This is a genomic window from Anaerostipes rhamnosivorans, from assembly GCF_005280655.1.
GTDB classification, from domain to species: domain Bacteria; phylum Bacillota; class Clostridia; order Lachnospirales; family Lachnospiraceae; genus Anaerostipes; species Anaerostipes rhamnosivorans.
This window is the reverse complement of the sequence record NZ_CP040058.1, coordinates 1,918,435-1,943,218: the sequence shown is the minus strand read 5'-3', so window position 1 is coordinate 1,943,218 and position 24,784 is coordinate 1,918,435. Positions and strand designations below refer to the sequence as shown.

At 48.0% G+C, this 24,784-nt stretch carries 24 protein-coding genes; 21 read left to right on the top strand and 3 right to left on the bottom strand.

What is annotated here, in order from left to right; all coding sequences use genetic code 11:
• The first annotated feature begins 110 nt into the window (after positions 1 to 110).
• The 7 genes from AR1Y2_RS09630 to AR1Y2_RS09600 all read left to right on the top strand — a co-directional run bounded on the left by AR1Y2_RS09630 (position 111) and on the right by AR1Y2_RS09600 (position 5,773).
• The gene (locus AR1Y2_RS09630; protein ID WP_137328769.1) at positions 111 to 974 is read left to right on the top strand and encodes an SDR family oxidoreductase; all 864 of its coding nucleotides are present in this window, start codon (positions 111 to 113) and stop codon (positions 972 to 974) included.
• Between the two features lie 124 nt (positions 975 to 1,098).
• Positions 1,099 to 1,368: a DUF3781 domain-containing protein gene (locus AR1Y2_RS09625; RefSeq protein WP_137330240.1), complete on the top strand. Its 270-nt coding sequence runs from the start codon at positions 1,099 to 1,101 to the stop codon at positions 1,366 to 1,368.
• Between the two features lie 3 nt (positions 1,369 to 1,371).
• Positions 1,372 to 1,989, top strand: a complete 618-nt coding sequence (locus AR1Y2_RS09620) for a type 1 glutamine amidotransferase family protein (protein ID WP_137328768.1) — start codon at positions 1,372 to 1,374, stop codon at positions 1,987 to 1,989.
• A gap of 349 nt (positions 1,990 to 2,338) precedes the next feature.
• Positions 2,339 to 2,731 (top strand): ArsR/SmtB family transcription factor, encoded by a 393-nt coding sequence (locus AR1Y2_RS09615; protein WP_137328767.1) that lies wholly within the window; start codon positions 2,339 to 2,341, stop codon positions 2,729 to 2,731.
• A 23-nt stretch (positions 2,732 to 2,754) separates the two neighbouring features.
• Complete coding sequence (locus tag AR1Y2_RS09610) at positions 2,755 to 2,973, top strand: cation transporter (RefSeq protein WP_137328766.1); 219 nt, start codon at positions 2,755 to 2,757, stop codon at positions 2,971 to 2,973.
• 74 nt (positions 2,974 to 3,047) lie between these two features.
• Positions 3,048 to 4,925 (top strand): heavy metal translocating P-type ATPase, encoded by a 1,878-nt coding sequence (locus tag AR1Y2_RS09605; RefSeq protein WP_137328765.1) that lies wholly within the window; start codon positions 3,048 to 3,050, stop codon positions 4,923 to 4,925.
• A 215-nt stretch (positions 4,926 to 5,140) separates the two neighbouring features.
• Complete coding sequence (locus tag AR1Y2_RS09600; RefSeq protein ID WP_137328764.1) at positions 5,141 to 5,773, top strand: CatB-related O-acetyltransferase; 633 nt, start codon at positions 5,141 to 5,143, stop codon at positions 5,771 to 5,773.
• Positions 5,774 to 5,841: 68 nt separating this feature from the next.
• On the opposite strand, the gene AR1Y2_RS09595 is transcribed toward AR1Y2_RS09600, so the two are convergent.
• From AR1Y2_RS09595 to AR1Y2_RS09585, 3 genes are all read right to left on the bottom strand, one after another.
• On the bottom strand, positions 5,842 to 6,528 hold the full coding sequence (locus tag AR1Y2_RS09595) for a DUF2461 domain-containing protein (protein WP_137328763.1): 687 nt from the start codon (positions 6,526 to 6,528) through the stop codon (positions 5,842 to 5,844).
• Between the two features lie 13 nt (positions 6,529 to 6,541).
• Positions 6,542 to 7,393, bottom strand: a complete 852-nt coding sequence (locus tag AR1Y2_RS09590) for an RNA polymerase sigma factor (RefSeq protein ID WP_137328762.1) — start codon at positions 7,391 to 7,393, stop codon at positions 6,542 to 6,544.
• Between the two features lie 396 nt (positions 7,394 to 7,789).
• On the bottom strand, positions 7,790 to 8,371 hold the full coding sequence (locus AR1Y2_RS09585) for a Fic family protein (RefSeq protein ID WP_137328761.1): 582 nt from the start codon (positions 8,369 to 8,371) through the stop codon (positions 7,790 to 7,792).
• Between the two features lie 140 nt (positions 8,372 to 8,511).
• Here AR1Y2_RS09585 and AR1Y2_RS09580 point away from each other — a divergent pair, with 140 nt between their 5' ends.
• The 14 genes from AR1Y2_RS09580 to cobT all read left to right on the top strand — a co-directional run bounded on the left by AR1Y2_RS09580 (position 8,512) and on the right by cobT (position 24,774).
• Complete coding sequence (locus AR1Y2_RS09580) at positions 8,512 to 10,620, top strand: putative bifunctional diguanylate cyclase/phosphodiesterase (RefSeq protein ID WP_137328760.1); 2,109 nt, start codon at positions 8,512 to 8,514, stop codon at positions 10,618 to 10,620.
• A 474-nt stretch (positions 10,621 to 11,094) separates the two neighbouring features.
• A complete protein-coding gene (gene hemA, locus AR1Y2_RS09575) occupies positions 11,095 to 12,324 on the top strand; it encodes a glutamyl-tRNA reductase (protein ID WP_137328759.1) in 1,230 nt (409 codons plus the stop codon).
• An 11-nt stretch (positions 12,325 to 12,335) separates the two neighbouring features.
• On the top strand, positions 12,336 to 12,794 hold the full coding sequence (locus AR1Y2_RS09570) for a precorrin-2 dehydrogenase/sirohydrochlorin ferrochelatase family protein (RefSeq protein ID WP_137328758.1): 459 nt from the start codon (positions 12,336 to 12,338) through the stop codon (positions 12,792 to 12,794).
• Entirely contained in the window at positions 12,776 to 13,660 is an 885-nt protein-coding gene (hemC, locus tag AR1Y2_RS09565; protein WP_137328757.1) for a hydroxymethylbilane synthase, read from the top strand. The genes AR1Y2_RS09570 and hemC overlap by 19 nt, the downstream gene beginning before the upstream one ends.
• 22 nt (positions 13,661 to 13,682) lie before the next feature.
• Complete coding sequence (gene hemB / locus AR1Y2_RS09560) at positions 13,683 to 14,666, top strand: porphobilinogen synthase (protein WP_175403629.1); 984 nt, start codon at positions 13,683 to 13,685, stop codon at positions 14,664 to 14,666.
• Entirely contained in the window at positions 14,666 to 15,949 is a 1,284-nt protein-coding gene (gene hemL, locus AR1Y2_RS09555) for a glutamate-1-semialdehyde 2,1-aminomutase (RefSeq protein ID WP_175403711.1), read from the top strand. The genes hemB and hemL overlap by 1 nt, the downstream gene beginning before the upstream one ends.
• Positions 15,950 to 15,974: 25 nt before the next feature.
• Entirely contained in the window at positions 15,975 to 17,123 is a 1,149-nt protein-coding gene (cbiD, locus tag AR1Y2_RS09550; protein WP_137328754.1) for a cobalt-precorrin-5B (C(1))-methyltransferase CbiD, read from the top strand.
• Positions 17,120 to 17,815, top strand: a complete 696-nt coding sequence (gene cobI, locus AR1Y2_RS09545) for a precorrin-2 C(20)-methyltransferase (RefSeq protein WP_137328753.1) — start codon at positions 17,120 to 17,122, stop codon at positions 17,813 to 17,815. Before cbiD ends, cobI begins: the two co-directional genes overlap by 4 nt.
• Positions 17,812 to 18,573, top strand: a complete 762-nt coding sequence (gene cobM / locus AR1Y2_RS09540; protein ID WP_137328752.1) for a precorrin-4 C(11)-methyltransferase — start codon at positions 17,812 to 17,814, stop codon at positions 18,571 to 18,573. The genes cobI and cobM overlap by 4 nt, the downstream gene beginning before the upstream one ends.
• Complete coding sequence (locus AR1Y2_RS09535; protein ID WP_137328751.1) at positions 18,570 to 19,616, top strand: cobalt-precorrin 5A hydrolase; 1,047 nt, start codon at positions 18,570 to 18,572, stop codon at positions 19,614 to 19,616. The genes cobM and AR1Y2_RS09535 overlap by 4 nt, the downstream gene beginning before the upstream one ends.
• Before the next feature lie 40 nt (positions 19,617 to 19,656).
• Positions 19,657 to 20,340: a precorrin-3B C(17)-methyltransferase gene (gene cobJ, locus AR1Y2_RS09530; RefSeq protein WP_243118906.1), complete on the top strand. Its 684-nt coding sequence runs from the start codon at positions 19,657 to 19,659 to the stop codon at positions 20,338 to 20,340.
• Positions 20,333 to 22,345, top strand: a complete 2,013-nt coding sequence (cobK, locus tag AR1Y2_RS09525; RefSeq protein ID WP_137328749.1) for a precorrin-6A reductase — start codon at positions 20,333 to 20,335, stop codon at positions 22,343 to 22,345. The genes cobJ and cobK overlap by 8 nt, the downstream gene beginning before the upstream one ends.
• The gene (locus AR1Y2_RS09520; protein ID WP_137328748.1) at positions 22,335 to 23,750 is read left to right on the top strand and encodes a cobyrinate a,c-diamide synthase; all 1,416 of its coding nucleotides are present in this window, start codon (positions 22,335 to 22,337) and stop codon (positions 23,748 to 23,750) included. Before cobK ends, AR1Y2_RS09520 begins: the two co-directional genes overlap by 11 nt.
• Complete coding sequence (gene cobT, locus AR1Y2_RS09515) at positions 23,725 to 24,774, top strand: nicotinate-nucleotide--dimethylbenzimidazole phosphoribosyltransferase (protein ID WP_137328747.1); 1,050 nt, start codon at positions 23,725 to 23,727, stop codon at positions 24,772 to 24,774. Before AR1Y2_RS09520 ends, cobT begins: the two co-directional genes overlap by 26 nt.
• Positions 24,775 to 24,784: the final 10 nt, after the last annotated feature.

Below are 24,784 nucleotides of genomic sequence, written 5' to 3'. Positions count from 1 at the left end.
AAGTTTTTCTTATCTTTATCATTCGGAATTGAGATTGCTGTTTTTTTTCTGCATCTTTACAATAAACTCAGAAGAGCAGTGTAGAAAAAAGTATTTGGGAGGTTCGTTTTATGAGTGATGTTATGTTGTTAACCGGTGCGGGGCAGATTGGAATGGCGATTGCTAGAAGAATGGGTTATGGCAGGAAAATCGTGGTGGGTGATAAAGATCAGGATCAAGCAGAGGCAGCAGTTGAGATTCTTAATCATGCCGGATTTGATTCAGATTGGATGGAAATGGATCTTTCTTCAAGAGAGTCCATTTTGAATTTTATAAAAGAGGCAATGCGGTACGGAGATATTTCTATGTTCATTAATGCGGCAGGGGTTTCGCCCAGCCAGGCTTCCATAGAAACGATTCTCAAAGTGGATCTGTACGGAACAGCGGTGCTGTTGGAAGAAGTCGGAAAGGTGATTACAAAAGGCGGCGTCGGAGTTACGATTTCCAGCCAGTCCGGCCATCGGATGCCGGCTCTGTCACCTGAAATTGATGAACAGCTGGCAACCTGTCCTACAGGACAATTGTTATCTCTGGAAGTGCTGCAGCCTCGAAATTTGAGGAATACCCTTCATGCATATCAGATGGCAAAAAGGTGTAATGAGAAACGTGTCATGGCAGAGGCGGTCAAGTGGGGCGTAAAGGGGGCGAGGATCAATTCCATTTCACCGGGGATTGTGGTTACACCGCTTGCCATGGATGAATTTAACGGGCAAAGGGGAGAATTCTACAAAACGATGTTTGCAAAATGTCCAGCAGGCAGGCCAGGAACGGCAGATGAGATCGCTAACGTTGCCGGGCTTTTGATGAGCCATCAGGGCGCTTTTATTACAGGATCGGATGTTCTGATCGATGGCGGCGCAACAGCATCTTATTTCTATGGACCGCTGAGGCCTGATGGTAAGAAAGAAGCAGATAACTTACAAAATCATTGTTAAAATTAAGAGGACTTCAGCCTTTCTTAGTGATAAAATAGAATCCTGAAGCAGAACTATGGAATAACTGATTTTGAGTCAAACGGGGAGGATGGGCTTGCTGAAGTCTGAATGGTGTTATGGGAGAATGAACGGAAAGAATCAATTACTGGAAAACTTAGAGAAACTGCATACAACAGAATTGGGCGTTGGACGGATCAAAAAGAATCTCTCCCTGGACACAGATGATGTGGTCCAGTGGTGCCAAACGAAGATTAAATCCGCTGAAGCCGATATCAAAAGAAACGGGAAGAACTGGTATGTAGGCATAGACAACTGCGTCATTACGATCAATGCTTACAGTTATACCATTATCACGGCCCATAGGAGCCGCCAAGAAAACAAAAGGGAGAGTTAAGTTATGAAAAAACAGATTTTATTTGTATTATTGGACCAGTATGCGGATTGGGAGGCTGCCTACCTGTCTTCTGCGCTCTATATGCTGGGAGAAGGTCAGTATGAAGTTAAAACTGTATCTTTAACAACGGATACGGTTACATCGATCGGAGGGTTTCATATGGTGCCCGATTATGGCATTGACTCTGTACCGTCTGATTATGAAGCACTGATATTGATCGGGGGCATGGCATGGAGAAATGAAAATGCCGCGGAAATCAAGCCTTTGGTCTGTCAATGCCTGTCGGAGAAAAAGGTGCTGGGCGGCATCTGCGACGCCTCCGCATTTCTTGGAACAACCGGCGCCCTGAATCATGTCAGACATACGTGCAATGATCTGAACGACTTGAAACAATGGGCAGGCGCGGCGTACACGGGAGAAAAGCTGTACATGATGGAGCAGGCTGTCAGCGATAAAAATGTTATCACGGCAAACGGAACGGCTCCTTTAGAATTTGCCAAGGGGGTATTGCTCACTTTAAAAGCCGCCCCGGAGCCTAAGATCGCAGAATGGTTTAATTTGCACAAACTGGGGTATTATAATGCGCCGATGCCGAAGGACGCAACGGAGTGGAACGATTAAAGCCATATATGACCCTTATGGCAATACGAGAGAAGCAGCGGCAAGCAGACAATGAAAAGAAGGCTTGCCGCTGTTTCTTTTTTTTGTTCCATAGGAAAGTTCTGCGAACCTCCCTATGGAATAAAAAAGCCCTGCGGGCAGTATGCACACAAATGCGTAAGAAAATCATTTGACTACGTCAAATCGCATTTGGCGCGCAAAGTGCACAAGCCCCTCAAAGAGTGAGGAGGTGGGGAGATGAAGTGGCTTGCCCACTTTGTTCTTGAAAAAAAATATCAATTAAACTTTGCTTTCTCCATTGACATTATGGAGAAAGAGTTATATTATAAACATATGAATAATTGTTCATATGAATGATAGTAAGAAGAAAGTGGGTGAGAAATTGGCTGTAAATGACGTGGAATGCTGCGATACATTTCAGGTACACGATGATTTGCTGAAAATCGTAAGTGACAAGATGCCTGAGGAAGAAGAACTGCACGACTTAGCCGAGCTGTTTAAAGTATTCGGCGATTTTACAAGGATCAGGATTTTATTTGTCCTGTTTGAAGCGGAGGTCTGCGTGTGTGACTTGGCGGAGGCTCTCAACATGACCCAGTCTGCGATCTCGCATCAGCTGAAGATCCTGAAACAGGCAAAGCTTGTAAAGTCCAGGAGAGAAGGAAAATCCGTATTTTATTCACTGGCAGATGGTCACGTAAGGACAATCATTGCCCAGGGAAGAGATCATATTGAGGAATAATCATAAAAGAAGGGAAGGTTGTTATGAAGAAAAAATTTAAATTAGAGGATTTAGACTGTGCGAACTGCGCTGCCAAGATGGAAGAAGCAATTAAAAAGATTCCGGGTGTGAACGATGCAAGTGTAAGCTTTATGACCCAGAAAATGACGATCAATGCAGAAGACGAGCAATTTGATGAGATTATGCAGAAGGTGGTCAATGCCTGTGCCAAGGTAGAGCCAGACTGCAAGATTTTAATGTAGCAGAGATACCCCGGATGCATAGGATATGATTCCAGTTTTCGGGGTTTCATATTATAAATAAGGAGACTATAAATATGACCAAAAAACATAAAATAATGCTGGTCCGCATTGTCATAGCGTTTCTTTTGCTGGCAGGGCTGATGACAGCGGAGCATACAGGAGGGCTTGATGGCCTTAAGGGTTCCTGGCTTTTGTTTTTGATCTATCTGATCCCGTACTTAGTGATCGGGTATGACATTATTTTCAAAGCAGTCAGAAACATCAGCCATGGACAGATCTTTGATGAGAATTTTTTAATGATGATTGCTACCTTTGGGGCCCTTGGTGTGAAGGAGTATTCAGAAGCAGTGGCCGTCATGCTTTTTTATCAGGTTGGAGAGCTGTTTCAGAGTTATGCGGTGGGGAAATCCCGCCAGTCCATTTCCGCGATGATGGATATCTGTCCGGAGTATGCCAACATTGAGGCAGATGGAGAACTGACTCAGGTAGACCCGGATGACGTGGAAGTGGGAACGATCATTGTGGTAAAACCTGGCGAGCGGATTCCTCTGGATGGGATAGTGACAGAAGGAGAATCTCTGATTGATACTGCGGCTTTGACAGGGGAGTCTGTACCAAGAAAAGCGTCTGCAGGGGATGAGATCATCAGCGGCTGCGTCAACGGCAGCGGCACATTAAAAGTAAAGGTGACAAAAGAGTTTGAGGATTCCACAGTGGCAAAAATCCTGGAGCTTGTGGAAAATGCCAGCAGCAAAAAAGCTAAGGTAGAGAATTTTATCACAAAATTCGCCAAGTACTATACCCCGGTCGTGACAGTGGGAGCAGTGCTGCTTGCTGTGCTGCCACCACTGATCTTAGGAGGCGGATGGGGTGAATGGATCCAGAGAGCATGTATTTTCCTTGTTATTTCTTGTCCATGTGCACTTGTTATTTCTGTGCCTATGGGATTCTTTGGAGGGATTGGAGCCGCATCCAAGATCGGTGTGTTGGTAAAAGGAAGCAATTATCTGGAAGCAGTATCTGAGATGACTACCATCGTCTTTGATAAGACAGGGACACTGACAAAGGGTGAATTTAAGGTGACGCAGATCCTTCCGCAGAACTGTGGGGAGGAGGAACTGCTGGAGCTGGCCGCACTGGGGGAAGGTTATTCTAACCACCCGATTGCCGGTTCGATCAAAGAAGCGTATGGAAAGACGCTGGATATGAACCGTGTGTCTGATGCAGAGGAGATTGCCGGACACGGAATCCGTGTTATGATCGACGGAAAAGAGATTCTGGTGGGCAATGGCAAATTGATGAGACAGCAGAAGATTGATTATGCTTCCTGCAAGGAAGCAGGCACCGTCGTCTATGTGGCAAGGCAGGGCGAATTTGTCGGGGCAATCGTCATCTCTGACACCGTTAAGGAAGGGGCTAAAGAGGCTATCAGAAGCATGAAGCGTGTGGGAGTGAAGAAATGCGTCATGCTCACCGGAGACAGAAAAGAAGCGGCGGAATCCGTTGCGGCAGAACTTGGGATTGATGAGGTATATTCTGAACTTCTCCCGGGAGATAAGGTCTCTAAAGTGGAAGGTTTGTTGGAAAGACAGCGGGATAAAGAAAAGCTTGCGTTCGTCGGGGACGGCATCAATGATGCACCAGTCCTCACAAGAGCAGATATCGGCATCGCTATGGGAAGTATGGGATCTGACGCAGCCATTGAGGCCGCGGACGTGGTGCTCATGGATGATGACGTAAGGAAAATCGCGTCAATCGTGTATATCTCCAGAAAGACACTGCGCATCGTAAAACAGAATATTGTGTTTGCCCTGGCGGTCAAGGCGCTGGTATTGGCCCTTGGAGCCCTGGGTATGGCGAATATGTGGGAAGCAGTCTTTGCAGATGTGGGAGTTTCCGTCATTGCGATTCTGAATTCCATGAGGGCATTAAAAATAAACTTTGATGAATAAACAATAGGACCCAGGAAGCCGCAGACACCAATATGGATCTGCGGCTTCCTTTCTCAAATCTAATCACCTCAGGAGGTAGTATTTGAGTGACGGGATAAAATATTCATGATAAAATAGGGTTGTATCAAGAAAGCAAAAGAGGTGAGGCTGTTGAAACTTTGTATTGCATTGACTGGAATAGTTGCAGAAAACATCAGACTACAGGAGGATTTCAAATGGCTGTTCCAGAAAAACAAATATATCCCCGTACGGGAGATAACGAAACAATATATTTAAAACATGTGATCACAGATCCTAATATCATTGTCGGAGATTATACAATGTATAACGACTTTGTCAATGATCCGGTCTTATTTGAGACCAATAATGTTTTATACCACTATCCAATCAATCATGACAGGCTTGTGATCGGAAAGTTCTGTTCCATCGCATGTGGTGCCAAGTTCCTTTTCAACAGCGCCAATCATGCCATGTCATCCTTATCCACTTATCCATTTCCCCTCTTCTTTGAAGAATGGGAGCTTAGGATGGAAAATGTCACTGACGCATGGGACAACAAAGGAGATATCATCATCGGTAATGATGTATGGATCGGTTACGAGGCTGTCATTATGGCAGGTGTCACAATCGGTGACGGCGCGGTCATCGGAAGCCGCGCAGTGGTGACAAAAGATGTCCCGGCCTATACGGTTGTGGGAGGTGTCCCTGCCAAACCTATTAAAAAGAGATTTTCAGAAGAGACTGTCTCCTTGCTGCTTGAGTCCAAGTGGTGGGACTGGCCGAGGGAAAAGATTAAAAGAAACATCGTGGCCATTCAGTCCGGCTGTGTGAAACAGCTGGGAAAATAAGATCATAAGAGAAAACCGTCTGCCGGATCATACTTAAGGCAGACGGTTTTTTGGTAAAACGTGTGAAGTTAAGGCCTCTTAGGCATCTCAAACCCGGCCAGAGCCTTATTCAGAAAATCATGAAATGGTTTCATCCTTTGGAATATTTCTGCGGCATGCCGGATAAAACAATCTGTATCCATCAGGTCATTGTCCTTAAAAGGATATTCCACGTACCAGCTTTTGTATTTCAGATATTCGGCATGCGGATGTTCCTTGTCATATCCGCTGGGAACATTTTTTAGGGAATCGCCCTGTACAGTAAAAAAGGGTTCAAATTCATCAGAATGGAGTACATTATCCCACTCTTTTGGATTTTCTGATATATAGTCCCTTACCATGGCAGTCGCATCCTTAAACATGCCAGCAAAGAGCCCTCCTCCAAGGAAGGAATGGTCTCCCGGCATAATTAAAAGATAATATCCCACAGGTACGGGAAGTTTGCCCTTTGGGCCTATATGCGCCCGAAATGCCGGAAGATAGGGTTTCTTGTCATGGCTGAACCGGGTATCCCGGACGATTTTAAAGGTTAGTTCTTTTGGCTTAAAGTACAGAATGCTGCTGTCAAATTCTCCTATCTTATAGATCAATTCCTGCAGTAAGGCCTCAAACTGTGCATTTGCCTTTTGAAATTCTTTTTTATGTGCATGGTACCATTCACGGTTGTTGTTCTTATTTAAATCCGTTAAGTATGACAATATCATATTTGTATCCATAAGAATCCCCCTTTTATGAATTTTTTATGACAGAGAGTGACACGGAATCTAAAAAGTCTGAGACAAACTTTGTAACAGTTTCCGGAGATTCGTAGAGCCTGCAGAAAGAAAATTTTTGTGAGAGGCCGTCGATGTCCTCCATTGCATTTTTAAACTCCAGACGGACTTGGTCTAGGGCAGGTTCAGCGCTTGTGTAATCCAGATTTGAGGGATCCAGTCTGCGGCTTTGGACTGCATAGTTGATCCTGTTTTTGCACCGGCATTTGCCGCCTCCGTATTCGCCGCAGTAAGCTTCAAGAAAATCAGCCATTCTGTGGCGGATTCTTGAAAGCCTCTGCCGGTAAGCTTCCGGAGACAGCTCTAGGATCTCACCGGCTGTCCGGCTGTCCAGCTGAAACATGGTTCCAAGAATAAAGATGCACCGGCTTTCTGCATCGAGACACTGGAGCATTACATTGGTGCAGGACATTTTCAGCTCCTCTGCCAATATGGACTCCTCCACATTTTGTGTCAGATCAGGAATATCATAAAGCGGGGCGTTTTCAATATCATTTCCGTAAAATTCAAAGCTCAGCGGACGATGGGCAAACATGTGTTTTTTGTAGTTGAGTAGATGATTCTTAGAAATGCTGAAAACCCAAGTGGAAAAGGAACTCTCTTTTTTAAAGGTGGACAGGTGGGTCATAATCTTTAGGATAATGTCCTGTGTGGCATCTTCAGCATCTGCAAATGTGCCCAGCATCCTCAGAGATAGGTTAAAGATCAGGTCCTGGACGCTTAAAATGATGGCTTCCAGAGATTCTTTATCACCTGCAGCCGCTTTGTCGATCAATTCAGATAGTTCTTCGTTTGAATATTTTCTCATGTATGTTACCTCCTTATCTGATTAGACAGCAGACATACCTCTCTGTGACAGAAAAAATGGAAGTTCATGCCTGATATGATAACAAATCGCCGGCAAAAAAGGGAATGGGAACAGTGAATGCCATGCGGATTTCTTTTGTTTCTCAATTTTCTTAGTATCAGAATCTCAGCTGGAAACGAAGAACAAAGAAGAAACCTTATCATTGGTTTTAAAAAAACAGCATACAAACGGATGCTGTTTAATGTTATTCCATAGGATAGTTCTCCCTATGGAAGAAAAAAGCCATGAAGGCATGATGCGCACGATGTGCCAAGGAAGGCTGCTTTGCAGCTGTACATCGGCGCGTAAAGCGGACTTGTCCACTTTATTCTATAAAACTCCTAAAATTCCGCACTGTTAAAGCGAGATTCCCATGCTGCGGATATGATTTCTCTGAGCTTCAATGACAAGCTCTGCATGAAGGATTGATAAAGGTTCCATATCGCTGGATCTCCTGGAGGATGCAAGTGCGTCCAAAAAATCCTTTTCCCTGCAGGCAGGGACTGTGACCGGGCAGTAGCCTGATCTGGACAGGATCAAATTCCCCAAGGCTTCTGCGGTTTTTTCATTTCCGTCTGCAAAAGGATGGATATCGATCAGGCGTTTCTGCGCCATTGCCGCAAGCTCCACCGGATGCAGGGCAGATTTTGAGGAGTGGATCTGGTTTTCCAGATGGCTCATGAGCCGGGGCAGATCCTCCGGGGAAGGCGGGAGAAAGTCCGCATCCGGATCTTTTGCCGGGGAAGTGCGGTATCGGCCTGCCTGTGAGGAATCTGTTCCGCTATAGATGGTTCTGTGCAGATCCTTTATGAGGTTTTCTGTGATATCAGTGGTCTGGAGCTCGGCGGTTTCTATAGGTTTATCTGAATGGGTATCAGCCTTCAGTATGATTTCTTTGTACGCATCTGCCTGACGAAGCAGTTCCTGTAGTTTTGACATGGCGGTTCCTCCTGTAATTCAGTCGTTGTTGTCTGGAATTTAATTATACATGAATCTGAAAAAGACAGCAACGGCGGCAGGAAAAATATGCTATAATGACTTTTATATAAACTTTAAGATAAACAAAAGAGGTAGAAGACATGAATGAAAATATCCTCAGAAAAGCAATTTTGGACAGCACCGACAATATTATATATGTCAGTGACATTGATACTTATGAAGTTTTATACATCAATGGATCCGGGAAAAAACGGTATCAGATTACCGGAGATGATTATAAAGGGCAGAAGTGTTATGAGCTCCTTCAGGGGAAGCGGGAACCATGTGAATTCTGTACCAATGAGAGGCTGCGCGCGGAAGGCAGCAGCCGCTGGACCCGTTATAATAAATATCTGGACCGATACTTTGTGATCGTAGATTATCTCATAGAGCCTGTCCCTGGCTATCGTGTGCGGATGGAGATCGCAACGGATATCACGGACAAAGAGCGGCAGAAAAAGTTGCTGGGCAGTAAAGTGCAACAGGACGAAACACTTCTGCAGTGTATTAAAACTCTAAATGATACGCTGGATCTGGACTGTGCCATCCACAGGCTTTTGGAATTGATCGCGGAGCATTATGGCGGGGACCGGACTTATATTTTTGAAATTGACCACGATCAGAAAATTGCGTGCAATACTTATGAATGGTGTGCAGAGAATGTCACAAGTGAGATCGGAAATCTTCAGGAGATTTCACTGTCAACCCTGGAAAAATGGCTCAGACAATTTGAAAAGAGCGGAAGCTTTTCCGTATCATCCCTTGACCAGGAGATTGATCCGGAAAGTGAGGCATATGACATACTCAACGGGCAGGGGATTCATAGCCTGATGGCAGCTCCGCTGTATGAGATGGGAAAGGTCTGCGGATTTATAGGCGTGGATGACCCCAAAAGAAACAGGGAGAATCCAGACCTTTTAAAATCAGTGACCTATTTTATCGCCAATGACCTGCAGAAGCGCAGAATGGTTTCCAGACTGGAGCATTTAAGCTATGTGGATATTTTGACGGGGCTCTGGAACCGGAACAAATACATGGAAGAGGTGTTTGACATTGAAAAGCACGGCTGCAGCAATATCGGTGTCGCTTATGTGGATTTAAACGGCCTTAAAGTAGCCAATAACCGGTTTGGCCATGAGTACGGGGATAAGCTGATTATCTGTATGGCAGAGATCTTGAAGGCCGTGTTCCGGGAACAGATCTACCGCATAGGCGGAGACGAATTTGTTGTCCTGTGCAGGAATATCAGCCAGGAAGAGTTTCATAAAAAGGAACTAGTGCTGAGAAACAAGGTAAAGGAGCATAAAGAGATCAGTGCATCCATCGGAACTACATGGGAGGAAGCTATCACAGATATCAATGAGCTGATCAACCATGCGGATGAGCTTATGTATGCCAATAAACAAAAGTATTATGAATTTTCAGTTTATGAGGGATACAACCATGATTCCACAATTGCCAAACAGGTCATAAAAGATATTAACCAGGACAGGTACCGGGTGTTTTTGCAGCCCAAAGTGTATCTTGGGACAGGAAAACTTTCTGGAGCGGAAGCGCTGATCAGAAGAGTGGATAACAACGGAGATCTGATATTTCCGGATCGGTTCATCCCTTTATATGAAGCAGAAGGTGTGATCCGCCACATCGACTTCTACGCACTGGAATGTGTCTGCCGGCTCATAAATAAGATGCACAGCCAGGGCCATGACATAGGAAAGATTTCAGTGAATTTTTCCAGGGTCACTCTTCTGGAATATGATATTGTAGACCGGATCCTTGCAGTCTGTAGAAAATATGATGTGGACGCAGGACAGATTTGTATTGAGGTGACGGAATCCGTGTCGAAGCTTAAAACCTCAGAATTGGTGGCTCTGTCACAAAAGATCAAGGACGCCGGGTTTTATCTATCCTTAGATGATTACGGTGCTAAATATTCAAATATTACACTGCTCTCCAATATCAAATTTGATGAGGTGAAATTAGATAAGAGCATCATATCGGAGATCATGACCAATGAAAGGGCCAGAGCCATTGTCCGCTCTACTATTTATATGTGCAGGGGATTCGGAGCTACAAAAACCACGGCAGAGGGAATTGAGACAGAGGAGCAGATGGAGCTTCTAAAGAAACTTCAATGTGACTGCGGCCAAGGATATTATTTTTCCAGACCGATTGCCATTGAGGAATTTATAGAGAAATACATAAAATAGAGGGAAGTGCTGTTCTGTCAGAGGGACAGCCTTCCCTCTCCTTATGTTTCAGATTGAACTAAAAGAATTCTGAAAGATAGAAAATTTTACATTCCTTCGAATGCAAGCCGGAGAACTGGTAAAAATGGACATCATGTCCGCTGGAAAAGGCAGCTGCAAGACAAAAGGCACCACTTACGATAGTTTTTCTGAATTGCATCTATCAACAGATATTACATCTATTTTCTAATGAGTTACCAATAAGCCAGAACGAATATGTAACTCTTAGAGAACACACAAAAAAGTAAAATGATATAAGTCAAAAGAAGCCCTTCTCCAGCAGACATTACGTCCATTTTCTACATGATTGGAGTGAAGCATTCTAAGAGCTGAACGGAAATCATGTGGAAAATGTTATGGTATAATGGTCATTAAAGTTGCGGACTTTCCACAAAACGTGCTAAAATTCTCTCAGATATAAAAAAGGAGTTATTTATGGAACTTTCGATGATAGGAATTGATTATCATACGGCATCGGTGGACGAGCGGGAACCCTTTGCATTTACAGATTCAGGGGCGGTACGGTTTATGCAGTCCGTAAAGGATGCAGATCCAAAGGCTTCCTGTATTGTCCTGTCTACATGCAACCGGACTGAACTGTGGTTTTATCATCTGGGAAGAGATCCTCTTGAGTATTTGTTCTCACAGCTATCTATAATAGACGATTCCAAACGCAGGCTGTTTGTCAGACGATCCGGTGAGGAGGCGGTGCTTTATCTCATGGAGCTGGCCAGCGGGATTCATTCCCAGATTCTCGGCGAAGACCAGATCGTCTCCCAGGTCAGGGACGCCCTTGAAAGGGCAAGGGAATGCTGTAAACCGGATTCAGTGCTGGATACACTTTTTAGAATGGCGGTGACCGCCGCCAAAAAGGTGAAGACCGACACCCGGATCGGCAGCAGGGATACCTCTGTGCCGGAGAGGGCAGTGTCAATCTTGGAAGAGCGGTACGGTTCTTTTCAGGGGAAACGCTGCCTGGTCATAGGTAATGGGGAGATGGGACGTCTGCTGGCTTCCTGGCTTGTACATAAAAAAGCCCAAGTGTCCATGACCTTGAGACAATACAGAAAACAGGATGTGATGATTCCGGCAGGCTGCCAGGTAGTCCCATATAAGGAACGTTATGAGGCTATGGGTGCTATGGATTTTATCTTCAGCGCCACCAGGAGTCCTCATTATACGGTCTATGCACAGCAGGCTTCGGAGACATTTCAAAAACAGCACACTTATGTGTTTGCGGATCTGGCAGTTCCCAGGGATTTGGATCCGAAGCTCTCAGAACTTAACGGCTGTAAACTGCTTGGTATGGATGATTTGGGCATTCAGGCATCAGTCAATGAAAAAGAGATGCAGAAGGCTCGGAAGATTCTTCGGGAGCAGACCGGTGAATTTATGAACTGGTACTATTTCAGAAATTATATTCCTCTGGTCCATGCAGTCAGCAACGCTGCGGCAGAGCTGACCAACGCCAAGTTAAAGAATTCTTATAAGGAGCTTCGGAAGGAGGGAGCCGATGTCTGCAGGCTTAAACAGGAAGTGGAACGGGCTTCTGCATCAGCATTGGAACGGATCCTCTTCGGGCTTAAGGACATCCTGCCGAGAGAAGAATGGCCGCAGATTTTAAAGGCGCTGGAAGCCTCAGCAGAAGAGGTCAGTATTTATTAAGGAGGGCTTTTATGTCGTATTTTCCGTTATATATTGATATGCAGGATTTGCAGCTTATTATGGTGGGAGGGGGAAACATCGCCCTGCGCCGGCTCCGTACACTTAAGATGTTCCATGACCAGGTTACGGTCATCTCTCCTTTGGTATGCAGCGGAATCGAGGACATGATCTGCAGCGGGTTTGTCCAGTGGATCCAGAGGAGTTATGTTCCCGGGGATCTTAATGGCTTTGATATGGTGTTTGCGGCCACAGACTCACGGGCGGTCAACCACGCAGTTTTTCAGGAGGCCCGAAAAGCAGGCCTTCCGGTCAATATCTGTGACTGCAAGGAGGAATGCAGCTTTTATTTTCCTTCTGTCATAAAGAACGGGGATATTGTCATCGGAGTCACGTCGGGAGGTACAGACCATAAAAAGACAAAGCAGACAGCAGACAGAATCAGGAGTATGATATGGAACCAAAAAGATTGAGGATTGGAAGCCGCGAAAGCCTTTTGGCCGTGGCCCAGACAGAGCTTGTAATCAGACAGCTGAAGGAACATTATCCGGATCTTTCCGTGGAGCTGGTGACGATGAAGACTACCGGGGACAAGATTCTTCATAAGACATTGGATAAAATAGGGGGCAAGGGACTTTTTGTAAAGGAATTGGACCAAGCGCTGCTCGACGGCAGGATCGATATGGCAGTCCACAGTATGAAGGACCTGCCGATGGAGATTTCTCCTGACCTGCCCATTGCAGCGGTTCCCAAAAGAGGGGATCCAAGGGATGTGCTGGTACTGCCTGGTAAAGAGGACAGGGAGAACCGAGAGCAGGTGATCGGTTCTTCCAGCTTAAGAAGGGTCCTGCAGGCAAAGGAACTGTTTCCGGATGCAAAGTTTCAAAGTGTCCGGGGAAATATTCATACTCGTCTTAATAAGCTGGATCAAGGCCAGTACTCGGCATTGATTATGGCGGCGGCGGGGCTTAAAAGAGCGGGACTTCAGGACAGGATCAGCCGTTATCTTTCAGTGGAAGAGATGCTGCCGGCGGCAGGACAGGGAACCTTGTGCATTCAGGTGAGAAAGGATTTTGACCAGTCCTTTTTTTCCTGTATCCACGACAGGCAGACGGAGCTTGTGACTTTAGCAGAACGGAGCTTTGTGCGTACGCTGGATGGAGGCTGTTCATCCCCTATCGCGGCGTACGGCACTGTCTTGGGAAAGGGCTTGTGCCTTACCGGGCTATTTTATGATGAGGCGGAAAAGATCTACCGGAAACAGAGTGTCAAAGGCAGTTTGGAGGATGCAAAAGAGCTTGGGTGCTGTCTGGCGAAACAGATGAAATCGGAATCATAGAGGCAGAAAGAAGGAAGTTAAAATGGATATGACAATACGATCAAGAAGACTCCGGTCTACGCCGGTGTTGAGGAAAATGGTGAGGGAAACGAGAATGGATGCATCTTCTCTTATTTACCCGCTCTTTGTGACAGAAGGGGAAGATAAGAAAGAAGAGATCCCATCCATGCCGGGCCAGTACAGGTACAGTCTGGACCGGATGCCGGAAGTGCTCACTGAGATGGCGGATGCGGGAGTGCCAAGCGTTATGTTGTTTGGAATTCCGGGACAAAAGGATGAGTGCGGCACCGGGGCATGGGCAGAAGACGGTATTATTCAGAGAGCGCTTTTAAAAGCAAAAAAGGAAGTGCCGGACCTTTATTACATTACCGATGTGTGTATGTGTGAATATACGTCCCACGGCCACTGCGGCATTCTGACTGGAGACCAGGTGGACAACGATAAGACCCTTCCCATGATCGCCAAGACCGCCCTGTCCCAAGTGCAGGCCGGAGCCGACATGGTGGCACCGTCTGATATGATGGACGGCAGGGTAGGTGAGATCAGACATCTGTTGGACCAAAACGGCTACACGGATGTTCCGATCATGTCCTATGCTTCCAAATATGCCTCCGCATTTTACGGCCCGTTCCGGGATGCGGCCGGGTCTGCTCCTTCCTTTGGGGATCGGAAAAGCTATCAGATGGATTACCACAACCGCCTGGAGGCATTAAAGGAAGTAAAACAGGACTGCAAAGAGGGGGCTGATATCATTATGGTCAAACCTGCCCTGTCTTACCTGGATATCGTAAGGGAGGTGCGCAATACGGTGGACCTTCCTGTGGCTGCATACAGTGTCAGCGGGGAATATGCCATGATAAAAGCCGCGGCCATGAAAGGCTGGATCGATGAGGAGCAGATGATCTGTGAGACCACGGCCGGAATCTACCGGGCAGGCTGCGATATCCTGCTGACCTATTTTGCTAAGGAGATTGCAGGATTTATGAAGGAAGGGAGAATCGGATGATGAGTCGATCAGAAAGCTTGTTTGAGCGTGCGAAACGGGTGCTGCCGGGAGGTGTCAACAGCCCGGTCAGGGCATACCAGTCTGTGGGAGGCTGTCCACGCTTTATCAAAAAGGCGGAAGGCACTTATGTGTACGATGAAGAGGGAAAACGGTACCTTGACTACATAGGTTCCTGGGGGCCGATGATCTTAGGGCATAATCATCCAGAGATCCAGGAAGCTGTAATCGGGGCCGCAAGGAACGGCCTGAGTTTTGGCACGGCTACGGAGATGGAAGTCCAAATGGGTGAACTGCTCTGTGAGCTGGTTCCCTGTTTTGACATGGTCCGTATGGTCAATTCCGGCACAGAGGCGGTTATGAGCGCTATCCGCGCCGCAAGAGGATTCACAGGCAGGGATAAGATTATCAAGTTTGAGGGCTGCTACCATGGGCATTTTGACGCACTGCTGGTCAAGGCAGGCTCCGGTGTCATGACTGCGGGGATCCCGGACAGTTCCGGGGTGCCAAAGGGCTGTGCCAAGGATACCCTGACTGCCGTTTATAACGATATGGACAGTGTGAGAACATTATTTGAAGATAACCAGGGCCAGATCGCGGCCTTGATCATAGAGCCGGTGGCGGCCAACATGGGAGTTGTGCTTCCAGAGGAAGGCTTTTTAAAAGAACTGCGAAAGATTTGTACACAAAACGGCACCCTTCTGATCTTTGACGAGGTGATCACAGGCTTCCGGCTGGGACTTCAGGGAGCCCAAGGGGCTTACGGGGTCACTCCGGATCTGGCCACGTTTGGAAAGATCATCGGAGGCGGAATGCCGGTTGGATGCTACGGAGGACGAAGGGAGATCATGGAGATGATCGCTCCCCTTGGAAGTGTCTACCAGGCCGGAACGTTAAGCGGCAATCCCGTCGCCATGGCCGCAGGTCTGAAAGAACTTTCAATCTTAAAGGAGCACCCGGAGATCTATGGACATCTGGAGGAGCTTGGGGAGACTTTCCGGAGCGGTGTAAGAGATATTCTTAAAAAGCACGGGGCAAAGTGTCAGATCACAGGGACCGGATCCTTAAGCTGTCTGTTCTTTACGGATATCCCGGTGACCAATTATGAAGAGGCGAAAACCTCGGATGTACAGGCATTTGCCGACTATTTCCACTATATGCTGGACCATGGCATCCACCTGGCGCCGTCCCAGTTTGAGGCTATTTTCTTTAACAATGCCATGAAGCCAAAGGATGTGGATCAGACCCTGCGAGTGATGGATTCCTATTTCGCCCTCAAGGAATAAAACGTACCGATCAAGGAGAATTTGTATGGGCAGAGGATTAAAAGACCGTGTGATCATCAAACAGAATAAGGAGCTTAAATGCGGTTACACCACAGGTTCCTGCGCGGCGGCAGCGGCCAAAGGAGCGGCAAGGTGCCTTCTTTTGGGAGGAAAGGTGCAGAACGTTTCCCTGCTGACTCCTGCGGGTATCCGGCTCTCACTGCCCCTTAAGGATTTAAAGATCTCCGAGGAATCTGTTTCCTGCTGTGTGAAAAAGGACGCAGGGGATGACCCGGATGTGACAGACGGCATCCATATTTATGCGGATGTAACAAAGATTCCTTCCCCTGAAATTCTCATTGAAGGGGGAAAAGGCATCGGGAGAGTCACAAAAAAAGGCCTTTCCCAGGCACCGGGGGAGTCGGCCATCAACCGTGTGCCCCGGGCTATGATCACGGAGGCGGTCAGGGAAGTCCTTGACTGTTCGGATTTTGAAGGGGGACTGAAAGTCACAGTGTGGACGCCGGAGGGGGAAGAGACAGCAAAAAAGACGTTCAACCCCCGTCTCGGAATTGAGGGCGGCATATCGATCCTCGGTACCACAGGGATCGTGGAGCCCATGAGTGAGGAAGCCCTCGTGAAAAGCATAGAAGTTGAGATGCGGATCCGCCTTTGTGAGGGAAACGGTTATCTTTTGGTGACGCCGGGAAATTATGGCGCGGATTATGTAAAGGAACAGTACAAAATAGAAAAGGATCAGATCTTAAAGTGCAGCAATTATGTCGGTGAGACCATTGATATGGCAGTAAATCTAAGGGCTAAGGGCATTTTGTTTGTCTCACACATCGGAAAATTCATCAAGGTGTCAGGCGGGATCATGAATACCCACTCAAGAGAGGCTGACTGCCGTTCGGAGCTTTTGGCGGCTGCGGCGGTCAGGAGCGGTGTTGGACTTCAAACGGTAAAGCAGATCCTTGAGGCAAAAACAACGGAGGAGGCTTTAGACTATCTGCATTCAGAAGGTCTTTTGAAACCGGCTATGGACGATGTGATAAGGAGGATCGGAGAGAACCTTTCCCGGCGTGCCTATGGAAGAATCAAAACCGGGGCGGTGGTATTTTCCAATGTTTACGGATTCCTTGGACAGACAGAGCACACAGATACATTATGGAAGAGACTGAAGGAGAAAAAATGAGTGGAGTTTTATATGGAATCGGAGTAGGGCCTGGGGACCCGGAGCTTATGACCTTAAAAGCGGTGCGCAAGATCAGGGAATGCAGTGTGATCGCAGTTCCCGGCAGACAACCGGAGGATAGTACGGCATTTCAGATTGCGGTGAAGATCTGCCCGGAGATCAGGGAAAAGGAATTGGCAGGGATTCATATGCCCATGACAAGGGATGAGACAAAGCTACGGGAAAGCCATGAGACAGGCGCCAGTGTTCTTAGGGAATATCTTTTGAAGGGGGAGGATGTGGCATTTTTAACCCTGGGGGACCCCACCGTATATTCCACCTATCTTTATCTGCACCGGATGCTCAGAAAGCAGGGATTTACGGCAAAGATCATCAACGGAATTCCTTCCTTCTGTGCGGCGGCGGCCAGGATGGATACCGGGCTTGCGGAAAAAAACCAGCCGCTTCATATTATTCCGGCAGCTTATGAGGTGGAAAACAGCTTAAAGCTTTCAGGGACCAAGGTATTTATGAAGGCGGGAAAAAATCTGTCGAAGCTTAAGGAGAAGCTGGTACAGCGAAATCTTTCCGGGAAAATGGTGGAAAACTGCGGCATGACAGATGAAAAGCTCTATGGATGTACCGATGAAATTCCGCTGGAGGCAGGGTATTATTCTCTGATTATTGTAAAGGAACAGGAGGAAACCAAATGATTCATTTTGTAGGAGCGGGCAGTGGGGCGCCGGATCTGATCACCGTAAGGGGAAAGCGTTTTCTTGAGACAGCGGATATTGTGATTTACGCAGGCTCCCTGGTGAACCCTCAGCTGCTTTCTTATACAAAATCCGAATGTGAACTTTACAATAGCGCAAAAATGACTCTGGAAGAAGTGCTTCAGGTGATGGAGGAAGGGGAGGCGGCTAGAAAAGACACCGTCCGCCTGCACACTGGAGATCCGTGTCTTTACGGGGCAATCCGGGAGCAGATGGATCTTTTGGATGAGAAGGGCATCGGTTATGATTCCTGTCCAGGCGTCAGTTCCTTTTGCGGGGCGGCATCTGCCCTGAACCTGGAGTATACGCTTCCCGGTGTGTCACAGAGTGTGGTCATAACCCGAATGGCAGGCCGGACACCGGTACCGGAAAAGGAAAGTATAGAATCCTTTGCGGCCCATCAGGCCACTATGGTCATCTTTTTGAGCACCGGCATGTTGGAGGAGCTTTCCGGCAGACTGGTGGACGGCGGTTATAGGGAGGAAACCCCCGCGGCCATTGTATATAAAGCGACCTGGGAAGATGAGATGACCAGACTCTGTACGGTGGGGACCCTCTCTGAGACTGCCAAGCGGTACGGGATCACAAAAACAGCCCTGATAATTGTGGGGGATGCTGTCTCTCATCACCACTATCAGCGGTCCAGGCTTTATGATCCGGAATTTACCACAGGGTACAGAAAGGGAAAGCAGAAATGAAGACAGCCATCATCTGTTTCAGCCAGCAGGGGCTGAGGATTGCACAGAAATTGCAGACAGGACTGGAATGTCATGGGTTTGAAACAGAGATTTCGGTGAAATCCAGGCATATACAGGAGGATGACATCTTTTGTATAGAAGAACCGCTAAACGACTGGACCGGGCGGCAGTTTAACCAGAAAGAAGCTTTTATCTTTGTTGGGGCCTGTGGCATTGCGGTGCGGGCTGTCGCTCCTTTTGTAAGGAGTAAGGATACGGATCCGGCCGTGATCGCCATTGACGAAAAGGGAACCTTTGCCGTGCCCCTGCTGTCCGGCCATTTGGGAGGAGCCAATCGTCTTGCAGAGCAGGCCGCATCTGTTACTGGAGCTGTCCCGGTCATTACCACGGCTACTGACGTTCATCAGCTGTTTGCAGTGGATTTGTTTGCAAAGGACAACGATCTGCACATCACAGACCTTGCAGCGGCAAAGGAAATTTCGGCCTCACTTCTGGCGGGTATTTCGGTGGGATTTCACAGTGATTTTCCTGTATCAGGAAAGCTTCCCGCAGGGCTGGTTACAGCCAGGGACACGGAGTCTGGCATCTGTATCTCGGTGAGAGACAACTGTCGTCCTTTTCCTAATACGTTAAGGCTGGTACCAAAGGCAGTGGTGCTTGGAATTGGATGCAGGAAAGGAACCAAAGCAGAGACAATCCGGCAGTCAGTGCAGAGGATGCTGAAAAATGAGAGGATAGAACCCAATGCAGTAGGGCTGGCGGCGAGTATTGACCTGAAAAAGGAGGAGCCAGGGATCCTTGCCTTCTGCAGGGAAGAGGGGATGCCTTTTGTAACCTATGATGCCGGGGAACTGATGGAGGCTCGGGGTGTGTTTTCGGCATCCGATTTTGTCAGCAGTGTGACAGGAGCAGACAATGTGTGCGAGAGAAGCGCCGTACTGGCGGCAGGGAAGGGCGGCCGCCTCATAGCGGGAAAGCAGGCTGGATGCGGGGTCACGGCGGCCCTTGCATTAAAAGAATGGAGGATTAGGTTTGAGTCATAAAGTATATGTGGTCGGCATCGGTCCTGGCGATTTTGAACAGATGACCGTCAAGGCGGCAAGAGTTTTAAAGGAAAGTGATGTGATCATCGGGTATACCGTATACATCGACCTGGTAAGAGACCATCTTCCGGGCAAGGAGTTTTTGTCTACCCCTATGACAAAGGAGGCAGACCGGTGCCGCATGGCATTTTCGGAAGCACAAAAGGGCAGAACCGTATCCATGATCTGCAGCGGCGATGCGGGAGTCTACGGCATGGCCGGGCTGATGTATGAGATCGGTGCCAAATATCCGGACATCGAGCTTGAGATCGTGCCGGGAGTCACGGCGGCCACTGCAGGGGCCGCGTTGCTTGGGGCACCGCTGACCCATGATTTCTGTGTGATCAGTTTAAGTGACCTGCTGACACCTTGGGCGCTGATTGAGGAGCGCCTTCTGGCAGCCTCCAAGGCAGATTTCGCTGTCTGCCTTTATAATCCGTCCAGCAAAAAGAGACAGGATTATCTGAAAAAAGCATGTGACCTGATGCTTCAATATAAATCTCCGGACACGGTGTGCGGCATAGGAAAGATGATCGGAAGACAGGGCCAGGAAAAGGAACTTATGACGCTTGAAAGACTGAGGGACACCGGCGTGGATATGTTTACTACCGTATTTGTGGGTAATTCCCAGACCAAGGTCGTGTCCGGTGCCATGGTCACTCCAAGAGGATACAAAGATGTATAAAGTATTTTTATTTGCAGGAACCACAGAGGGGCGGAAGCTGGCAGAATTTTTGTGCCGGTCCGGCGTGATGGTGTATGCATTTACTGCAACAGAATACGGGGAGAGCCTCATGGAGCAGGGGAAACATTTGATCTTATCCCATCAAAGACTTACCGCAGAGGAAATAGAGGATCAGATTGTCACTCAAAGGCCGGATCTGGTTTTGGACGCCACACATCCCTATGCAGAGAAAGTCACGGACAATATCCGCTTTGCCTGTACGAAAACACAGACGGAGTATGTACGCCTCATCAGAGATGTGGCATTAGAGTGCGCAGAAGATGTGATTTATGTGGATTCTGCCAGGGAGGCGGCGCAGTTTCTCTCACAGACGGAGGGAAATATCCTGCTTACCACCGGGAGCAAAGATCTGGCCCAGTATACAGAAGTCACCGATTATGAGAAAAGAATCTTTGCCAGAGTGCTCTCTCTGCCGGATGTGGTCGAAAATTGTGCCAGGCTGGGATTTCAGGGAAATCATCTGATCTGTATGCAGGGGCCCTTTTCCAGGGAGCTGAATACGGCTATTCTCAGACAGTTTCACTGCAGCTGGATGGTGACGAAGGATTCCGGAAAAGAGGGGGGATTCTTTGAAAAGCAGGAGGCAGCCAGAGAGGCGGGGGCCAGGCTTGTAGTCATCGGCCGTCCGAGAGAAGAGTCTGGGGTTACGTTAAGAGAGTGCGTAAAGCTGCTTCAAAAGCGGTTTCAGATCCCGTTTTGTCCAGAAGTCTGCGTCGTAGGCGTAGGCATGGGCGGCACAGAGACTATGACCCTGGAAGCAATAAGCGCCTGTAATAAAGCAGATCTTCTGATCGGAGCCGGTCGGCCTTTAGAGACAGCAAAAACAGCGGCCGGAGAGCACAGACAGGCAGATCTGTTTCAGGAATACCGGGCGGAAATTATCCTGTCTTATATCAAGGAACATCCTTTTTATGAACACATCGTCATTGCCATGTCCGGAGATCCGGGATTTTACAGCGGGGCAAAAAAGCTCTGCGAGCTTCTTTCAACAGAGACCGAATGGGATATTAAGCTTGTCTGCGGAATTTCATCTTTATCTTACTTTATGTCCCGGCTCCATTTATCATGGGAAGATGCTGTGTTTGTAAACAGCCATGGCCAAAAGGCAGATTTCATTCACAGGATCGCTTCCAACGAAAAAGTCTTTGCCATTCTTGGCACAGGAACTGAAGTCAGAAAGCTGGCAGGGGAGCTTTTGGACTATGGAATGAACGATGTGACCCTCCATGTGGGGGAACGGCTTTCTTATCCGGATGAAAAAATAAGATCCGGCAGGCCCTCAGAATTTCTTGACTGCAAGACAGACCGTTTAAGTGTACTCTGTGTCCAGAATTCGAAGGCAAAGAGCCCACACAGCACCCATGGGCTTAGAGATGATCTGTTTGTGCGGGGAAAGGTGCCCATGACCAAGGAGGAAGTACGGAGCATCACTCTTTCTAAGCTTTGTCTGACAGAGGATGCGGTGTGCTATGATATCGGGGCAGGGACAGGCTCTGTGTCGGTGGAGATGGCAATGAGAACCCCAAGGGGACGGGTCTACGCAGTGGAGAAAAATCCTCAGGCGGCAGAACTTTTATATGAAAACCGCAGGAAATTCCGGGCAGATACGATGCAGATCATCAAAGGAATAGCACCGGAGGCATTAAGCGGCCTGGAGCCTCCGACTCATGTGTTTATCGGCGGTTCTTCCGGAAGCCTTTTTCCGATACTGGAGACGCTTCTTTTGAAAAATCCAAGGGTTAAAATCGTCATAAACTGTATTACCCTGGAGACGCTTTCTGAGGCAGTCCAGGCTTTCAAAAGGCTTCCGGTGGCGGACCTGGATGTGGTGAACGTTTCAGTGGCAAAGGCTAAAAAAGCGGGCAGCTATCATCTGATGATGGGAGAGAATCCGGTTTTTATCCTTTCTGGTATGGGAAATCCGGAGGTGGAACATGAAGCTTGACAGAATCATGATCACAGCACTGGCAAGCGCAGGTGGGAAAACTATGATCACCTGCGGTATCCTCGCCGCTCTGGCAGAAATGGGAAAAAACCCGGTTTCCTTTAAATGCGGGCCGGACTATATTGACCCCATGTTCCACCGGAAAGCCATCGGGACAGAATCGTGGAATTTGGATCCCTTCTTTTCTTCCCCAGATCAGATCAGAAAGTTCCTTGCCGGCCATGCAGAGAATGCAGGGATCGCTGTGATGGAAGGCGTTATGGGATACTATGACGGTCTCGGAGGAACGACCACAAAAGCCAGCGCCTATGAACTTTGCAAAATCACCAAAACGCCGGCGCTCCTTGCAGTGAATGCTAAGGGCATGAGCACGTCCGTTCTTGCACAGATCCACGGATTCCTGTCATGGCAAAAAGACAGCGGGATTCGGGGGATCCTTCTGAACCGGATCTCGCCTATGATGTATCCGCGTCTGAAGAAACTCATTGAGGAGCAGCTTCACATCCCGGTTGCCGGATATGTGCCAGAGGTCCGCGGATGTACGTTGGAAAGCCGCCATCTCGGGCTGGTCCTGCCGGATGAGGTCAGGGACATCCGGGAAAAGCTTTGCCTTCTTGCTGGTATCATGAAAGAAACCATTGAATGGGATACACTGTTTCAGATCGCAGAAAATGCCCCCAAACTGGAGGAAGATACCAAGACACCACAGCCTTTTTCTCTAAAAAAGGCCGGGTACCGTCCGGTCAAGATCGGAGTGGCCCAGGATGAAGCATTTTGTTTTATTTACAGGGAGAATCTGGAGCTGCTTAGGAAAATGGGAGCGGAAATCGTTCCGTTTTCTCTGCTTCACCACAGGCATCTGCCCAAAGATCTGGACGGGCTGATTTTGTATGGAGGTTATCCTGAACTGTATGGCAGGGAACTGGAGGCCAACAAATCCATGAGACAGGAAGTGTTTTCTAAGGTATCCTCAGGGCTTCCCTGTATGGCAGAGTGCGGCGGATTTTTATATCTGCACAGAGAAATGGAAGATCAGGACGGCATTCTGCGAAAGATGGCAGGAGTGATCCCGGCAAAAGCATTCAAACGGGACAAGCTGGTAAGGTTTGGCTATATTCATTTAACCCAGAAAGAGGGATCCATGTTTGGAGTCAAAGGGGCAGAGCTTAATGCCCATGAATTCCATTATTATGACTCGGATGGCTGCGGAGATGGCTTTTGTGCCAAAAAGCCGGTGGGGAGCCAGAACTGGGAATGTATCCATGGAACCGAAACGTTGTTTGCCGGATTTCCTCATTTTTATTACTATGGAAACCAGGAACTGCCAAAGGCGTTTTTGATGAAATGCCATGAATATCAGACAGAAAAGAGGAGACAGGATGGATATGAGGGAAATCTGCGGTAACATCATGCTGCCGGATGAAAAAGCGATGAAAGAATGCAGGAGGCGATGGGACAGTATAGCAAAGCCCCTTCACAGTCTTGGGAAATTAGAAGACCTCATTGTTAAGATTGCAGGGATCACAGGGGACTGTAACTTAGACCTTTCTAAAAAAGCGCTGGTGTGCATGTGTGCTGACAACGGTGTGGTAAAGGAGGGCATCTCCCAGTCCGGTCAGGACGTCACCGCCATCGTGTCAGAGAATCTGCTTACGGGAAAGGCTACTTCCAGTGTCATGTGCAGGCATCTGAATGTGGACCTGTTTGCCGTGGATGTGGGGATCGCCTGTGAAACCAGACTGATCCAGAAAAAAACAGCTTATGGCACAAAAAATATGGTTAAGGAGCCGGCTATGACCAGAGAGGAAACCTTAAGCGCTGTCAATGCTGGGATATCCATGGCCTATGAGCTGAAAAAGAAGGGATACCAGATCATCGCTACAGGGGAGATGGGGATCGGCAACACCACAACCAGCAGCGCCGTGGCCTCCGTTCTTCTAAACCGCTCCGTAAGTGAGATGACCGGACGGGGAGCGGGCCTTAGCAGCCAGGGGCTTAGCAGGAAGATCCGTGTGATCGAACAGGCGGTAAACTTACACAATCCAGATCCGCAGGACCCGGTGGATGTGCTCTCTAAGGTGGGAGGGTTTGATCTGGCGGCCCTTTTTGGGCTGTTTCTTGGGGGAGCCGCGGCAAAGATTCCTATCGTAATGGATGGCTTTATCTCCGGCACTGCGGCCCTGGCGGCGGTAACCATATGTCCGGATGCTGTCCACTACATCCTTCCTTCCCACAGGTCAAAAGAGCCTGCCGCCAAGATCCTTTTAGATGCCCTTGGATTGGAGACCTGTCTGGACTGCTCCATGAGCCTTGGGGAGGGGACCGGGGCGCTGGCCCTGTATCCGCTTTTAGATCTGGCGCTGGCAGTTTATCACGGGATGAGTACCTTTGAGGAAATCGATGTAGAGCAGTACGTCCCTCTTGTCTGAAAGGAGATCT

Coding starts and splice junctions, on each gene's coding strand:
- AR1Y2_RS09520 (WP_137328748.1), top strand. CDS start 22,335: ATGAAGCTTGACAGAATCATGATCACAGCACTGGCAAGCGCAGGTGGG.
- AR1Y2_RS09620 (WP_137328768.1), top strand. CDS start 1,372: ATGAAAAAACAGATTTTATTTGTATTATTGGACCAGTATGCGGATTGG.
- cobT (WP_137328747.1), top strand. CDS start 23,725: ATGGATATGAGGGAAATCTGCGGTAACATCATGCTGCCGGATGAAAAA.
- AR1Y2_RS09625 (WP_137330240.1), top strand. CDS start 1,099: ATGAACGGAAAGAATCAATTACTGGAAAACTTAGAGAAACTGCATACA.
- AR1Y2_RS09580 (WP_137328760.1), top strand. CDS start 8,512: ATGAATGAAAATATCCTCAGAAAAGCAATTTTGGACAGCACCGACAAT.
- cobI (WP_137328753.1), top strand. CDS start 17,120: ATGAGTGGAGTTTTATATGGAATCGGAGTAGGGCCTGGGGACCCGGAG.
- AR1Y2_RS09600 (WP_137328764.1), top strand. CDS start 5,141: ATGGCTGTTCCAGAAAAACAAATATATCCCCGTACGGGAGATAACGAA.
- AR1Y2_RS09535 (WP_137328751.1), top strand. CDS start 18,570: ATGAAGACAGCCATCATCTGTTTCAGCCAGCAGGGGCTGAGGATTGCA.
- AR1Y2_RS09610 (WP_137328766.1), top strand. CDS start 2,755: ATGAAGAAAAAATTTAAATTAGAGGATTTAGACTGTGCGAACTGCGCT.
- AR1Y2_RS09630 (WP_137328769.1), top strand. CDS start 111: ATGAGTGATGTTATGTTGTTAACCGGTGCGGGGCAGATTGGAATGGCG.
- hemB (WP_175403629.1), top strand. CDS start 13,683: ATGGATATGACAATACGATCAAGAAGACTCCGGTCTACGCCGGTGTTG.
- hemC (WP_137328757.1), top strand. CDS start 12,776: ATGGAACCAAAAAGATTGAGGATTGGAAGCCGCGAAAGCCTTTTGGCC.
- AR1Y2_RS09595 (WP_137328763.1), bottom strand. CDS start 6,528: ATGGATACAAATATGATATTGTCATACTTAACGGATTTAAATAAGAAC.
- AR1Y2_RS09590 (WP_137328762.1), bottom strand. CDS start 7,393: ATGAGAAAATATTCAAACGAAGAACTATCTGAATTGATCGACAAAGCG.
- AR1Y2_RS09605 (WP_137328765.1), top strand. CDS start 3,048: ATGACCAAAAAACATAAAATAATGCTGGTCCGCATTGTCATAGCGTTT.
- AR1Y2_RS09570 (WP_137328758.1), top strand. CDS start 12,336: ATGTCGTATTTTCCGTTATATATTGATATGCAGGATTTGCAGCTTATT.
- cobJ (WP_243118906.1), top strand. CDS start 19,657: ATGACCGTCAAGGCGGCAAGAGTTTTAAAGGAAAGTGATGTGATCATC.
- hemL (WP_175403711.1), top strand. CDS start 14,666: ATGAGTCGATCAGAAAGCTTGTTTGAGCGTGCGAAACGGGTGCTGCCG.
- cobK (WP_137328749.1), top strand. CDS start 20,333: ATGTATAAAGTATTTTTATTTGCAGGAACCACAGAGGGGCGGAAGCTG.
- AR1Y2_RS09585 (WP_137328761.1), bottom strand. CDS start 8,371: ATGTCAAAACTACAGGAACTGCTTCGTCAGGCAGATGCGTACAAAGAA.
- hemA (WP_137328759.1), top strand. CDS start 11,095: ATGGAACTTTCGATGATAGGAATTGATTATCATACGGCATCGGTGGAC.
- AR1Y2_RS09615 (WP_137328767.1), top strand. CDS start 2,339: ATGAATGATAGTAAGAAGAAAGTGGGTGAGAAATTGGCTGTAAATGAC.
- cbiD (WP_137328754.1), top strand. CDS start 15,975: ATGGGCAGAGGATTAAAAGACCGTGTGATCATCAAACAGAATAAGGAG.
- cobM (WP_137328752.1), top strand. CDS start 17,812: ATGATTCATTTTGTAGGAGCGGGCAGTGGGGCGCCGGATCTGATCACC.